12 protein-coding genes and 2 tRNA genes are annotated in these 13,774 nt (G+C 72.1%); 3 read left to right on the top strand and 11 right to left on the bottom strand.

Features of this window, described 5'->3' with window-relative positions; all coding sequences use genetic code 11:
* Positions 1-78 precede the first annotated feature (78 nt).
* A complete protein-coding gene (gene pknB / locus ACI790_RS07140; protein WP_456569094.1) occupies positions 79-1,857 on the top strand; it encodes a Stk1 family PASTA domain-containing Ser/Thr kinase in 1,779 nt (592 codons plus the stop codon).
* Between the two features lie 68 nt (positions 1,858-1,925).
* Here the strand turns inward: pknB and ACI790_RS07135 are convergent, their stop codons facing one another.
* Complete coding sequence (locus tag ACI790_RS07135) at positions 1,926-2,585, bottom strand: aminodeoxychorismate/anthranilate synthase component II (protein ID WP_456569093.1); 660 nt, start codon at positions 2,583-2,585, stop codon at positions 1,926-1,928.
* Between the two features lie 64 nt (positions 2,586-2,649).
* A complete protein-coding gene (locus ACI790_RS07130) occupies positions 2,650-3,399 on the bottom strand; it encodes a DUF881 domain-containing protein (RefSeq protein WP_456569092.1) in 750 nt (249 codons plus the stop codon).
* Between the two features lie 135 nt (positions 3,400-3,534).
* On the opposite strand from ACI790_RS07130, the gene crgA reads away from it, so the two are divergent.
* On the top strand, positions 3,535-3,807 hold the full coding sequence (gene crgA / locus ACI790_RS07125; protein WP_456569091.1) for a cell division protein CrgA: 273 nt from the start codon (positions 3,535-3,537) through the stop codon (positions 3,805-3,807).
* Positions 3,808-4,362: 555 nt separating this feature from the next.
* Here crgA and ACI790_RS07120 read toward each other — a convergent pair.
* Positions 4,363-5,523: a thiolase family protein gene (locus tag ACI790_RS07120; protein WP_456569090.1), complete on the bottom strand. Its 1,161-nt coding sequence runs from the start codon at positions 5,521-5,523 to the stop codon at positions 4,363-4,365.
* 94 nt (positions 5,524-5,617) lie between these two features.
* Between ACI790_RS07120 and ACI790_RS07115 the strand changes: the two genes are divergently transcribed.
* A complete protein-coding gene (locus tag ACI790_RS07115; RefSeq protein ID WP_456569089.1) occupies positions 5,618-6,031 on the top strand; it encodes a PH domain-containing protein in 414 nt (137 codons plus the stop codon).
* 13 nt (positions 6,032-6,044) lie between these two features.
* On the opposite strand, the gene ACI790_RS07110 is transcribed toward ACI790_RS07115, so the two are convergent.
* From ACI790_RS07110 to gyrB, 8 genes are all read right to left on the bottom strand, one after another.
* Positions 6,045-6,800, bottom strand: a complete 756-nt coding sequence (locus ACI790_RS07110; RefSeq protein WP_456569088.1) for a rhomboid family intramembrane serine protease — start codon at positions 6,798-6,800, stop codon at positions 6,045-6,047.
* Between the two features lie 128 nt (positions 6,801-6,928).
* On the bottom strand, positions 6,929-7,462 hold the full coding sequence (locus ACI790_RS07105; RefSeq protein ID WP_456569087.1) for a peptidylprolyl isomerase: 534 nt from the start codon (positions 7,460-7,462) through the stop codon (positions 6,929-6,931).
* A gap of 79 nt (positions 7,463-7,541) precedes the next feature.
* Positions 7,542-7,617: transfer RNA gene (locus ACI790_RS07100), tRNA-Ala, on the bottom strand.
* Between the two features lie 23 nt (positions 7,618-7,640).
* Positions 7,641-7,781, bottom strand: a complete 141-nt coding sequence (locus ACI790_RS07095; RefSeq protein ID WP_456569086.1) for a DLW-39 family protein — start codon at positions 7,779-7,781, stop codon at positions 7,641-7,643.
* Between the two features lie 77 nt (positions 7,782-7,858).
* Positions 7,859-7,932: transfer RNA gene (locus tag ACI790_RS07090), tRNA-Ile, on the bottom strand.
* A gap of 197 nt (positions 7,933-8,129) precedes the next feature.
* Positions 8,130-8,933, bottom strand: a complete 804-nt coding sequence (locus ACI790_RS07085) for a DUF3566 domain-containing protein (RefSeq protein ID WP_456569085.1) — start codon at positions 8,931-8,933, stop codon at positions 8,130-8,132.
* Between the two features lie 110 nt (positions 8,934-9,043).
* Positions 9,044-11,512, bottom strand: coding sequence for a DNA gyrase subunit A (gene gyrA / locus ACI790_RS07080; protein ID WP_456569084.1), 2,469 nt, complete (start codon positions 11,510-11,512; stop codon positions 9,044-9,046).
* A gap of 110 nt (positions 11,513-11,622) precedes the next feature.
* Positions 11,623-13,656: a DNA topoisomerase (ATP-hydrolyzing) subunit B gene (gene gyrB, locus ACI790_RS07075; protein WP_456569083.1), complete on the bottom strand. Its 2,034-nt coding sequence runs from the start codon at positions 13,654-13,656 to the stop codon at positions 11,623-11,625.
* Positions 13,657-13,774: the final 118 nt, after the last annotated feature.

The following is a 13,774-nucleotide window of genomic DNA, read 5'->3' as shown; positions in this document are numbered from 1 at the left end:
GCCCGCGGCGACCGCCGCCGGAGCGCCCCGCGCCGCCGCGCAGCGGAGGTCGCTCCGAACCGCCCGAGAGGACCGTCGATGACCACGCCGAACGTGCTCGGCGAGCGCTACGAGATCGGCGGCGTCCTGGGCCGTGGCGGCATGGCCGAGGTCCACCACGGCCGCGATCTGCGCCTGGGGCGCGAGGTGGCCGTCAAGGTCCTCCGCAGCGATCTGGCCCGCGACCCGTCGTTCCAGGTGCGCTTCCGCCGCGAGGCCCAGGCCTCGGCGTCGCTGAACCACCCCGCGATCGTGGCGGTCTACGACACCGGCGAGGACCGCACGCCCGCCGGGGCGACGCCGTACATCGTCATGGAGTTCGTCGAGGGCGAGACGCTGCGCGACGTGCTGCGGCGCGAGGGCCGGCTGCCCATCGAGCGGGCCATGAGCCTGTCCGCCGACATCTGCGGGGCGCTGGACTTCAGCCACCGCAACGGCATCGTGCACCGGGACGTGAAGCCCGGGAACGTCATGATCACGCCGCAGGGCACCGTCAAGGTGATGGACTTCGGGATCGCCCGCGCGGTCTCCGACTCCGCGGCCACGATGACCTCCACCGCGGCCGTGATAGGGACCGCCCAGTACCTCTCCCCCGAGCAGGCCCGCGGCGAGGGCGTCGACGCCCGGTCGGACGTCTACTCGCTGGGCTGCCTGCTCTACGAGCTGGTGACCGGTGCGCCGCCGTTCACCGGCGACTCCCCCGTGTCGGTGGCCTACCAGCACGTGCGCGAGGACCCGCGCCTGCCGTCGTCGATCAACCCCGACGTCCCCCCGGAGCTGGACGCGATCCTGCTCAAGGCGATGAGCAAGAACCCGGCCAACCGGTACCAGTCGGCTGCGGACATGCGCAACGACCTGCTGCGGGCGCTGGCGGGCCAGCGGGTCGAGGCGACCCCCGTCATGGGCGACGCCGAGAAGACCGCCATCATCGGCGCTCCGGTGGGCGGCTACGCCAGCGGCTACGGCGACGAGGACTGGGACGACGACGCCGACCGCCGGCGCAAGCGCCGGATCATCGCGATCGTCGCGGTGCTCGCCGTGCTGCTGCTCGGCGGGGCGATCGCCGCGGCCGTAGCACTGAGCGGGAACGACGATCCGCCGCCCGTCGCCCAGGTGGCGGTGCCGCCGTTCGCCGGGCTGGACCAGGCCGCCGCCGAGCGGGCGATCACCGAGGCGGGCCTGGTCGTCGGCGACGTCGAGACCGAGGCGAGCGCGACCGTCCCCGAGGGCCAGGTCGTGAGCAGCACTCCGCCCAGCGGCGCCCGGGTGGACGAGGGCTCCGAGGTCTCCCTGGTCGTCAGCGGCGGCCCCGACACGATCCAGGTGCCCAACGTCGTGGGGCTGACCGAGAGCCAGGCGCGGGCCAACCTCCAGCAGGCCGGCTTCACGAACATCTCCAGCCGCCCGGTCGACTCCATCGAGTACGACGAGGGCCGGGTCGCGGCGGTGAGCCCGGCCGAGGCCAGCCAGGCCGGCGAGGACGACATCATCACGCTGAGCATCTCCTCCGGCACGATCGAGCTGCCGAACGTGGTGAACCGGTCCGAGACGGAGGCCCGGGCGGCCCTGCAGGAGGCCGGCTTCAGCCCCGGCCAGGTCCGGACGCAGACCGTCGAGCGGGACGACGTCGCCGCCGGCACGGTCGTGGAGACCGACCCGACCGCCGGCCAGGACGTCGGCTCGGGCGACACCATCACGCTGCTGGTCGCCGTCCCGGTGCCCGCGGACGAGCCGACCACGCCCCCCGCGCCGACCACGGGCCCGCCTGCGACCGAGACCGAGACCGCGACCGAAACTGAGACGTCGACCGAGGACTGAGCGCGACCCCGTACGCAGCAGGGCCCCCTCCCGTCCGGGAGGGGGCCCTGCTGCGTACGGGGTCGCGCTCAGGCGATGGCGGAGGACAGCCGCTGGCTGGTCGCCGTGGCGGCGGCCACCACGTCCTCGTCCGGGGCGAGGCCGCAGGTCGCCAGCCAGGTGGCCAGCAACCGGTGGCCGCCCTCGGTGAGTACCGACTCGGGGTGGAACTGCACGCCCTCGATGGGCAGCTCCCGGTGCCGCAGCGCCATGACGATGCCCGAGGGCGTGTGCCCGGTGACCTCGAGCTCGTCGGGCACCGTGGCGGCGTCGACGGCGAGCGAGTGGTATCGGGTGGCGGTGAAGGGCGAGGGCAGCCCGGCCAGCACGCCCGAGCCGTCGTGGACCACCTGGCTGGTCTTCCCGTGCAGCAGCTCGGGAGTGCGGACGACCTCGCCGCCGAACGCCTCGGCGATCGCCTGGTGCCCGAGGCAGACGCCCAGGACGGGGGTGTCCCGCTCGGCGGCCGCCCGGACCATGGGCACGGTCACGCCCGCGTCCGCCGGCGTTCCCGGGCCGGGGGAGAGGAGCACGCCGGCGACGTCCAGGTCGGGCAGCTCCTCCACGGTCACCGCGTCGTTGCGGCGCACCACGCAGCGCACACCCAGCTGGCCCAGGTACTGGACCAGGTTGTAGACGAAGCTGTCGAAGTTGTCGACGACGAGGACCGGACGGTCGGCGGCGGTCACGCGGTCGGGGCTCCTCGCTGGGCGGACGGGCGTCGCGGGCACCCGCCGGTGCGCGACCGCCCGCCTAGCCGGCGTCCGCGTACTGCAGGGTGAGGCCGCCATCGTAGGCGGGCACGGTGACCTGGGGGCGCTCGCGTACCTCGAACGTGAGGCCGAACGCGTCCACGGCCTGCTCCAGGACGGCGATCTGCGGTGAGGCGTCCAGCGCCGCCTCGACCGCCGAGGCGTCGGCGACGGCGGTGATCACGAACGGCGGCGAGTAGGTGCGGCCCTCGAGCAGCAGGGTGTTGCCCACGCACCGGACGGCGCTGGTGGAGATCAGCCGCTCGTCCATGACCGCGACGCCGTCGGCGCCCGCGGCCCAGACGGCGTTCACGACCGCCTGGACGTCGCTCTGGTGGATGACCAGGTCGTCGGGGCGGGCGCCGCCGGGCAGGCTGCCGTCGGAGCGCTGGGGGGCGTCGTCGAGGGTGATGACCACCCCGGAGCCGGCCACCGGGGTCAGCCCGGCCGAGGGGGCGGCCGCCGCGCCGACGGCCTGGGCCTCGGCGACGGCGCCGTCCCGGGTCGCCGCCTCCTGGGTGAGCAGCTGCACCCGCTGCTCGAGCTCGGTCAGCTGGCGGCCCAGCCGGGCGACCGCGGCGTCGCGCTGCTCCATCAGCTCGGAGAGCTGGGTGACCTCGCCGGCGCGCAGATCGGTGCCCTGCGCGGTGCGGCCGGAGGTGGCGAACAGCAGCCCCGCCGCCAGGGCGACGACGGGCACCAGCACGCTCCAGCCGGACGGGCGCCGGCCGCGCAGCAGGGAGCGGGTCACGGGCACCTCCTCCGACGGGGACGGACGGCGGCACGCACGGGCGAGCTACCACCGCCGTCGTCCCGGCGAAGTTTAGTCTGGGTGACAGATCCGGCCGGGGAGGACTGAGCCCGGCCCCCCGGAGGGAGTACGAACGTGCCCAAGTCGAAGGTGCGCAAGAAGTCGGTGTACACGCCGCCGGAGGACGGGGTCCGCTCACGGAGCGCGCAGGCCAAGGCGCTGCAGCCGAGCCCGCGCTGGTACGCGCCGGTGATGGTCACGCTGATGCTCTTCGCCCTGCTGTGGATCGTCGTCTACTACGTCGCCGGTGACCGGATCCCGTTCATGGTGTCGCTGTCCGCGTGGAACTTCGCCATCGGGTTCGGCGCCATGGTGGCCGGCCTGATCATGTCGATGCGCTGGCGCTGACGTCCGCGGCCGCTGCCGGCCGCACCCGCGCCGTCGAGGCCCTCGTCCCGTGTCCGGGACGGGGGCTTCGCTGCTTTCCGGGGTGCCCGACGGGGCTGGGGACACTGTGCACAGCGATCGGCTGCATCCACAGGTCGACATGGCGCTCCGCCCCCAGGGTTGTCCACCGAGTGTGGAGGGACCGATCGGGTTCCCTCGCCGTTGACCTGCGGTTTCTCCCCGCGTGGGACTCGTGTGACACGGGGTCCATGGCCGTAACTACAGCAGTGTGAGTCTGTCCCCAGCTGTGTACCCAGCTGTGGACGAGTCGACTTGTCCGTCCACCGGGCCGGTGACCGCTGCGCATCCGTACCCGCCCTGACCTGCGGATACACCTCCGTCCGGAGTGGATGGGGACGGACCTGTCCGGTCACGGAGTGCGCAGGTCTGCACACGGACCGGTACGGATCTCCACAGGCCGGGAACCGGACCGGGCCGTCCCCAGGACGACGCCAGCCCCCGGCCGGAGGGCCGGGGGCTGGCGGGGCGGCACCGGGACGCCGGTGCGCGCACGGGTCAGGCGTCGATCAGCTCCAGGATCGTCGCGTTGGCGGTGCCGCCGCCCTCGCACATCGTCTGCAGCCCGTAACGGGTGCCGGTGGCCTGCATGTGGTGGATCAGCGTCGTCATGATGCGGGCGCCGGAGCCACCCAGCGGGTGACCCAGCGCGATCGCGCCGCCGAGCGGGTTGAGCCGGGACGTGTCGGCCCCGGTGTCGGCCACCCAGGCCAGCGGAACGGGCGCGAAGGCCTCGTTCACCTCGAAGACGCCGATGTCGTCGACCGACAGGCCGGAGCGGGCGAGCACCTTCTGCGTCGCCGGGATCGGGGCGGTCAGCATGATGACCGGGTCGTCCCCGGCCATGACGGTGGTGTGGATCCGCACCAGCGGGCGCAGCCCGAGCTCGCGGGCCTTCTCGCTGGTCGTGACCAGGAGCGCCGCCGAGCCGTCGGAGATCTGGCTGGCGTTGCCGGCGCTGATCACGCCGTCCTCCTTGAACGGCGTCTTGAGCGACGCGAGCTTCTCGAGGGTGCCGCCCGGCCGGATGCCCTCGTCCGCGCTGATCACGGTGCCGTCCCCGAGGGTGACCGGCGCGATCTCCTCGTCGAAAGCGCCGTCGGCCTGCGCCTTGGCCGCCTTCTCGTGGGACGACAGCGCGAACTCGTCGAGCTGGGTGCGGGAGAAGCCCCAGCGCTCGGCGATCATCTCGGCGCCGATGCCCTGGTTGGGGTAGATCCCGTCGTAGCGCTCCAGGAAGCGGGGCCCGAGCGGCTTGCCCGCCGAGCCGTCGCCGCGGGCCGAGCCCATCGGCACCCGGCTCATCGACTCGACACCACCGGCGACGACGACGTCGGCCTGGCCGCTGATGACCGTCGCGGCGGCGAAGGCCACCGCCTGCTGGGACGAGCCGCACTGCCGGTCGATCGTGGTGCCGGGCACCGACTCGGGCCAGCCGGCCGCCAGCGGGGCGTTGCGGCCGATGTTGAACGTCTGCTCGCCGACCTGGCTCACGCAGCCCCAGAAGACGTCCTCCACCACGGCCGGGTCGATGCCCGACCGCTCGGCGAGCGCGTTCAGCACGTGCGCGGAGAGGTCGACGGCGTGCACGCCGGACAGCCCTCCTCCGCGCTTCCCCACCGGGGTACGGACAGCGGCACAGATGACGGCATCACGCATGGACCCACTCCTCGTCGACGACGGCCCGGGGCGGCCGGAAGCGCCCACCCCGCTGCGATCGTATGTTCCGCGTCACCCCTGGCAGGCTGGCGACGTGCAGTGGTCTCCTCCCGCCTACGTCCCCGCCCTCCTCGCGGCCAGCGCCGTGCTGCTCGGCGCGGCCACCGTGCTGCTGGACACCGCCGGCCGGGTGCTGGTCGGTGGCGCGGCGCTGCTCCTGGTAGCGCTCGCGGCGCGCGAGGCGCTGCTGCGGCCCCGGCTGCGCACCGGGGCCGACGGCGTCGAGGTGCGCACGCTGACCGGTGGGCGCGTGCTGCCCTGGGCTCTGCTCCGGGTGCAGGTGCGCAGTGCCCGCAGGTGGGGGACGACGGTGCGGATGCTCGAGCTCGAGACGGACACCGGCCCGGACGACGACGGCGTGCTCGTCGTCCTCGGCCGGTGGGACCTCGGCGCCGACCCGGAGGCGGTGGCCCGGGAGCTGGCGCGGGCCGCCCCCGACCGGCCGTAGGGCCGCCGGGGACCTAGCCGACCGCGCCCGTGGGCACGGTGAGGGCCAGGGCGAGCAGGGTGAGGGCCAGCACCGCCAGGGCGACGCCCTGGAGCCTCGGCCGCCGGCGGGTGACCACCAGAAGGCCCGCCAGGGCCGCGCCGGTGACGAGGCCGCCGAGGTGCCCGAGCAGGGAGACCCCGGGCAGGAAGCTGATGAAGATGTTGATCCCCAGGAGCACGAGGATGCCGCGGATGTCCTGCCGGCGGAGCACCATGAGCACCCCCAGGGCCCCCAGGAGCCCGTAGATGGCCGTGGAGGCCCCCGCCACGGGGCGCAGGGGGTCGCCGAAGAGCTGGATGGCCGTGGCGCCGCCCAGGGCGGCCACCAGGTACAGCGCGAGGTAGCGCAACCGGCCCAGCTGGCGTTCCAGCTCGGAGCCGAAGACCAGGAGCGCCAGCATGTTGAGCGCCAGGTGCAGCAGGCCGATGTGCAGGAAGGCCGCGGTGAACAGCCGCCAGGGCTCGCCGATCTCGACCGCCAGCGGGTACTGGGCCAGGTCGACGAAGACCGGGGAGCGGTAGTTGTCCAGCGGGGCGTTGCCCACCAGCCCGGCCGACACCGCGGTCACCAGGAACATGACCACGTTGATCGAGATCAGCGTCAGCGTGACGGCGCCCCAGCGCGAGGCCGCCGCGCGCAGCCCGGAGCGGCGGCGCGGGGCCCGGACCGAGGCGGCACCCTCGCGCACGCAGGCGGGGCACTGGAAGCCGACCGACGCCGGGATCATGCAGTCGGGGCAGATGGGCCGGCTGCACCGCGCGCACGAGATGCCCGTGGGGCGCTCGGGGTGGCGGTAGCAGGCCGGTGGCGGGGGCGCGGGCTGGTCGCCCGCGTCCCCGCCGCGCGGTTCCGTGGTCAGCTGCGCTGCACCTCGACGGACTCGATCACGACGTCCTCGGCCGGGCGGTCGTTGCGGCCGGTGGAGACGGCGGCGATCCGGTCGACGACGTCGCGGCTGGACTGGTCGGCGACCTCACCGAAGATGGTGTGCTTGCCGGTCAGCCACGAGGTCGGGGCGACGGTGATGAAGAACTGCGAGCCGTTGGTGCCCGGGCCGGCGTTGGCCATGGCCAGCAGGTAGGGCTTGGTGAACGCCAGGTCGGGGTGGATCTCGTCGCCGAACTGGTAGCCAGGGCCGCCGATGCCCTGACCGAGGGGGTCGCCACCCTGGATCATGAAGCCGGAGATGACCCGGTGGAAGACCGTGCCGTCGTAGAGCTTGTCCGTCGTCTTCTCGCGGGTCGCGGGGTGCGTCCACTCGCGGGCACCCTCGGCGAGGTCGGCGAAGTTGGCGACCGTCTTGGGCGCGTGGTCGGGGAACAGGTCCACGGTGATGTCGCCGTGGTTGGTGTGCAGGACCGCGCGGCGGGCGGGAGTCGATTCAGTCACGGCTCCACTCTCCCACCGTCGCGCCGGCCGGGCGTCGCGGGCCCGGTTTCACGTGGAGCGGACGCCGCATCGGCGCCGATGGTGGAGACGAGGGGAATCGAACCCCTAACCCCCGCCTTGCAAAGGCGGTGCTCTGCCAATTGAGCTACGTCCCCGGGGCCCCGGGGGGGCCGGTGGATCAGCGGGTGGGGGTGCTGACCGCCCCCGGGCCGCTGGTGGCCTCGTGCCACAGGTCGGCCTCGTTCCTGCCGGTCGAGCGCTTGCGGACGGCGGCGAGGGCACCGACCGCGGCGGCGGCGAGCGCCAGCTTCTTCAGCACGCGGAGAACCTCCTCGAGCGTTCGCTCGCCGCGGAGGCGACGTGCGAGGGCACGGAGCCGGGGCTCCGGCACACGGGTGGGCCTGGGAGGACTTGAACCTCCGGCCTCATCCTTATCAGGGATGCGCTCTAACCGCCTGAGCTACAGGCCCGTGAACCTCGAAAAGCGTACCTGACCCCCGACCGGCTCCCGCAGGGGGTCCCGCCGCACGTGGTGGCCCCACCCGCTCCGCCCCGCTCTGGGGGTGTTTTCCGTGCCTCCGGGGCCCTGCAGGGCTCGCAGAGCGCGAGATCGACCCCCATAGCGCGCCGGGCGGCCCGCGGTGTCGCCCGGAGGACGACGGGTCGCTCAGTCCCGCTCGGAGAGGGTGACCTCGAGCCCGCCGACGAGGTCGGAGCACATGTTGTAGATGAACGTCCCGACCGTGCACAGCGCGGTGAGCAGGACGACGTTGATGGCGCCGATGACCGCGGCGCCGCCGAACACCACGCCGGGGGTCAGCAGGTCACCACTGGCTTCCGAGCCCGAGGCGCTGCCGATCTGCCCGAACAGGTCGTTGACGGCCTCGAAGACACCCAGCCCGCCGAGCACCAGGTACAGCAGGCCGACGGCGACCATCCAGATGAAGAACAGCGCGATGGACAGCACCAGCGAGATCTTCAGGGCCGACCACGTGTCGATGTGGCGGAGCTGGAGGCGGGCCCGCCTGGGGCCGCGGCCGGACTGCCTGCCACGGGCCGGCTTGGTGGCCGCCGCGGGGCCGGTTCCCGGACCGGTGGCGCCGTCCGGGAGCCCGGCGCCGCCACCGGAGTCGTCCGCCGAGCGGGACGAGTCGGCGCCGGCCGCGGGGGAGGATCCGGTCTGCGCCGGGGCGGCACCGCTCTGCGCCGGCGACGAGCCGGTCTGGGTGGGCGCGGCACCGGTCTGGGCCGGCGCGGCACCGCTCTGGGCCGGCGTGACACCCGTCGCGGAGCCGACCGGCTGGGGGATCACCGGCGCCGCACCCGTGGCCGGGGGCTGGACCCGCTGGGCACCGGTCGTCGGGATCGACTGTGTCGTGGAGGCGTTGCCGCCGGCGGGGACACCCTCCGCCGGAACACCGTCCCCGGCCCGGGAGTCGGTGCGCACCGAACCCTGCGTCCGGTCGCTCATGCCAGTCTCCCGTTCCCCGGCGGCGATGCCGCTCTCTCGATACCTGGCTCAGCGGCGGCCGGTTGGGGCCGCCGCTGAGCCACGGTTGCGTGCCTGACTAACTACTCACCCTAGGCCGCGGCCTCGTCGTTGTCCGTCGTACGCGCGATTGCCACGATGCTGACATCGTCGGGCAAGTTCATGAGCTTGACACCCATGGTGGCGCGGTCCTTGTTGTGCCGCACCCCGTTGACCGGTGTCCGGATGACCCCGCCACCGGAGGTGATCGCGTACAGCTCGTCGCCGAGGGTGACCGCCAGGGCCCCGACGAGGGCCCCCTTGCGGGCCTTCGGGTCGGCGGTGAGCACGCCCTTGCCGCCCCGGCCCTGGTTCGGGTAGTTCTCGATGCCGGTGCGCTTGGCGAACCCGCGCTCGGTGGCGACGAGGACGTCGACGCCCTCCTGGACGACCATCATCGACAGCAGCCGGTCGTCCTCGGACAGCGAGATGCCCCGCACGCCCTCGGTGGCCCGGCCCATGGGGCGCAGCGCGCCGTCGTCGGCGGTGAACCGGATCGACATCGCCTTGCGGGTGACCAGCAGCAGGTCCTGCTCCGGGTCGATGAGGGCGGCGCCGACCAGCTCGTCGCCGTCGCGCAGGTTGATGGCGATGACGCCGCCCTGGCGGGGGGAGTCGAAGTCGCTGAGCCGGGTCTTCTTCACCTGACCGCGGGCGGTGGCCAGCACGAGGTACGGGGCGACCCCGTAGTCCTTGATCTGCATGACCTGGGCGATCTTCTCGTCCGGCTGGAAGGCCAGGATGTTCGCCACGTGCGCGCCGCGGGCGGTGCGGTTGGCCTCCGGCAGCTCGTAGGCCTTCGCCCGGTAGACCCGGCCCTTGTTCGTGAAGAACAGGATCCAGTCGTGGGTGGAGCCGACGAAGAAGTGGTCGACGATGTCGTCCTGCTTCAGCGCCGCACCCATCACGCCCTTGCCGCCGCGTCGCTGCGACCGGTAGAGGTCGCTCTTCGTCCGCTTGGCGTATCCGGTGCGGGTGATGGTGACGACGACCTCCTCCTCCGCGATGAGGTCCTCCATGGAGACGTCGCCGTCGTTCGCGATGAACTGGGTGCGCCGGTCGTCGCCGTACTTCTCCACGATCTCGGCGAGCTCGTCGTGGATGATCCGCCGCTGCCGGTCGGGGGAGTCCAGGATCGCCTGCAGGTCGGCGATCCGGGCCTCGATCTCGGCGAGCTCGTCGATGATCCGCTGCCGCTCGAGGGCGGCCAGCCGGCGCAGCTGGAGGTCGAGGATCGAGATCGCCTGGATCTCGTCGACGTCGAGCAGCTCCATCAGGCCGGTGCGGGCCTCGTCGGCCGACGGGCTGCTGCGGATCAGGTTGATGACGGCGTCGAGCTGGTCCAGCGCCTTGGCCCAGCCGCGCAGGATGTGCGCGCGCTCCTCGGCCTTGCGCAGCCGGTACCGGGTGCGCCGCTGGATGACCTCGATCTGGTGGTTCACGTACTCGCGCACGAGCTCGTCGAGCCGCAGGGTCCGCGGGACGCCGTCGACGATGGAGAGCATGTTGCAGCCGAACGTCGTCTGCAGCTGGGTGTGCTTGTAGAGGTTGTTCAGCACGACCTTGGCGACGGCGTCGCGGCGCAGCGTGAACACCAGCCGGCGGCCGACGCGGTCGCTGGACTCGTCGGCGATCTCGCTGATGCCCTGCAGCCGGCCGTCCTTGACCGCCTCGGCGATCGACTCGGCCAGGTTGTCCGGGTTGACCTGGTAGGGCAGCTCGGTGCAGACCAGCTGGACCCGCCCGCGCGCGTCCTCCTCGACGGTGACGACGGCGCGCATGCGCACCGAGCCGCGGCCGGTGCGGTACGCGTCCTCGATGCCCTCGCGGCCGACGATGAGGCCGTAGGTCGGGAAGTCGGGGCCCTTGATCCGCTCCATGCAGGCGGTGAGGGCTTCCTCGGGCTCCGCGTCCGGGTGCTCGAGCACCCAGAAGACGGCCTCCGCCACCTCCCGCAGGTTGTGCGGCGGCATGTTGGTGGCCATGCCGACGGCGATGCCGGCCGAGCCGTTGATCAGCAGGTTCGGGATGCGCCCGGGCAGGACCAGCGGTTCCTGGTTCTTGCCGTCGTAGTTGGGCTGGAAGTCGACGGTCTCCTCGTCGATGTTGGCCAGCATCTCCATGGCCAGCGGGGTGAGGCGGGCCTCGGTGTACCGCATGGCTGCCGCCGGATCGTTGCCCGGGGAGCCGAAGTTGCCCTGGCCGTCGACCAGCGGGTAGCGCATCGACCACGGCTGGGCCAGCCGCACGAGGGCGTCGTAGATCGAGGTGTCGCCGTGCGGGTGGTAGTTACCCATCACCTCACCGACGACGCGGGCGCACTTGACGTAGCTGCGGTCGGGGCGGAAGCCCTGGTCGTACATGGCGTACAGCACGCGGCGGTGCACCGGCTTGAGGCCGTCGCGGACCTCGGGCAGGGCCCGGCCGACGATGACGCTCATCGCGTAGTCGATGTAGCTGCGCTGCATCTCCTGCTGGAGGTCGACCGGTTCGACGCGGTCGCGGGGTGGGGTCTCCGTCACGGTTCAGGTCTCCACAGGTCGGTGCACAGAGGTGGACAAGTCGCTGGTCAACCGGGCCGTCGGACGGCGGCCGGGGGAGTTCACCGGCCGGCCGCCCGACGGGCGCCGGGTCAGACGTCGAGGAAGCGGACGTCCTTGGCGTTGCGGGTGATGAAGCTGCGGCGCGCCTCGACGTCCTCGCCCATCAGCACGCTGAACAGCTGGTCGGCGGTGGCGGCGTCCTCGAGGGTCACCTGCAGCAGGATGCGCGACTCCGGGTCCATCGTGGTCTCCCACAGCTCCTTGGCGTTCATCTCGCCGAGGCCCTTGAACCGCTGGATCGCGTCGTCCTTGACCTTCCGGCCCCCCTCGGCGGCCTCGCGGAGCACGGCGTCCTTCTCCCGGTCGGTGTAGACGTAGTCGTCGGCGTGCTTGCCGCCCCACTTGATCTTGTACAGCGGGGGCTGGGCGAGGTAGACGTGCCCGGCCTCGACCAGCGGCCGCATGAAGCGGAACAGCAGGGTCAGCAGGAGTGTGCGGATGTGCTGGCCGTCGACGTCGGCGTCCGCCATCAGGATGATCTTGTGATAGCGCAGCTTCGACAGGTCGAACTCGTCGTGGATGCCGGTGCCGAACGCGGTGATCATGGACTGGACCTCGTTGTTCTTGAGGACCCGGTCGATGCGCGCCTTCTCGACGTTGATGATCTTGCCGCGGATCGGCAGGATCGCCTGGAACATCGAGTCGCGGCCGGACTTGGCGGAACCGCCGGCCGAGTCACCCTCGACGATGTAGATCTCCGAGGACCGCGGGTCGGTGGAGCGGCAGTCGGCCAGCTTGCCCGGCAGCGAGTTGTTGCTCAGCAGGCTCTTGCGGGCCAGCTTGCGGGCGTCCTGCGCCGCACGCCGGGCGCGGGCCGCCGACGAGGCCTTGTTGATGATCATCTTGGCCTCGGTGGGGTTGGCCTCGAACCAGTGCCCGATCTGCTCGTTGCAGACCTTCTGCACGAAGCCCTTCACCTCGGTGTTGCCGAGCTTGGTCTTCGTCTGCCCCTCGAACTGCGGGTCGCCGAGCTTGACCGAGACGATCGCGGCCAGGCCCTCCCGGATGTCCTCGCCGGTGAGCTTCTCGTCCTTGCCCTTGAAGAGCTTCTTCTCCTCGGCGTACCGGTTGACGATCGAGGTCAGCGCCGCACGGAAACCCTCCTCGTGCGTGCCCCCCTCGTGCGTGTTGATGATGTTCGCGAAGGTGTAGACCGACTCGGAGTACGCCTCGGACCACTGCATGGCGACGTCGATCGACATGGCCATGTCGTTCTTGCCGGTGCCCTCGGCGGAGAAGCTGATGACCGACTTGTGGATCGGCGACTTCTTGCCGTTGATGTGCGCGACGTAGTCGATGAGGCCGGCGTCGTACTTGTAGGTGATCTCGGTCGGCTCGAACGCCTCCTCCTCGGCACCGGCCTGCGGCGCGGCCTCGGCGAGGGTGAGCTCGTCGCTCACGCCGGACTCGACCTTGCTGTGCCCCGGCCGCTCGTCGCGCAGGACGATCGTCAGGCCCTTGTTGAGGAAGGCCATCTCCTGCAGGCGGCGGTTGATGGTGTCGAACGAGTAGTGCGTCGTCTCGAAGATGTCGCCGTCGGCCCAGAAGGTGATCGCGGTGCCGCGCTTCTTGGTGGGGCCGACCTCCTCCAGCGGGCCCGGCTTGGCGTACGCGTAGCTCTGCTTCCACTCGGTCCCGTCGCGCCAGACGTTGACGTCCAGCCGCGTGGAGAGGGCGTTGACGACGGTCACGCCGACGCCGTGCAGGCCACCGGAGACGCCGTAGCTCTTGCCGTCGAACTTCCCGCCCGCGTGCAGGACGGTCATGATCACCTCGACCGTGGGGCGCTTCTCCACGGGGTGCATGTCGACCGGGATGCCGCGGCCGTTGTCCTCGACGCGCACGCCGCCGTCGGCCAGCAGGGTGACGTGGACGCGGTCGGCGTGCCCCGCCAGCGCCTCGTCGACGGAGTTGTCCACGACCTCCCACACCATGTGGTGCAGGCCGCGCTCGCCCGTGGAACCGATGTACATACCGGGGCGCTTCCGGACCGCCTCCAGACCCTCGAGGACGGTGATGGAACTGCCCGAGTAGGCGTTCTCGATCTGGGGTGCTGCGACCACGTGGGGCCTTCCTCTCGAGCAACCGGCGACCTCGGGCCCCGACTCCGGGGACGGGGCGGAACGGCGCAGAACGGCGCACAGCCGGTTGCTGACGGTTTCCGTCTCCCACGATACCGCG

The organism is Blastococcus sp. SYSU DS0539 (assembly GCF_054050855.1).
The sequence above is the reverse complement of the archived record's forward strand: the minus strand, read 5'-3'. Positions and strand labels throughout refer to the sequence as shown.

Bases quoted from the DNA above. Each gene is read 5' to 3' on its own strand.
- pknB (WP_456569094.1), top strand. From the start codon at position 79: ATGACCACGCCGAACGTGCTCGGCGAGCGCTACGAGATCGGCGGCGTC.
- ACI790_RS07120 (WP_456569090.1), bottom strand. From the start codon at position 5,523: ATGCGTGATGCCGTCATCTGTGCCGCTGTCCGTACCCCGGTGGGGAAG.
- ACI790_RS07110 (WP_456569088.1), bottom strand. From the start codon at position 6,800: ATGATCCCGGCGTCGGTCGGCTTCCAGTGCCCCGCCTGCGTGCGCGAG.
- ACI790_RS07085 (WP_456569085.1), bottom strand. From the start codon at position 8,933: ATGAGCGACCGGACGCAGGGTTCGGTGCGCACCGACTCCCGGGCCGGG.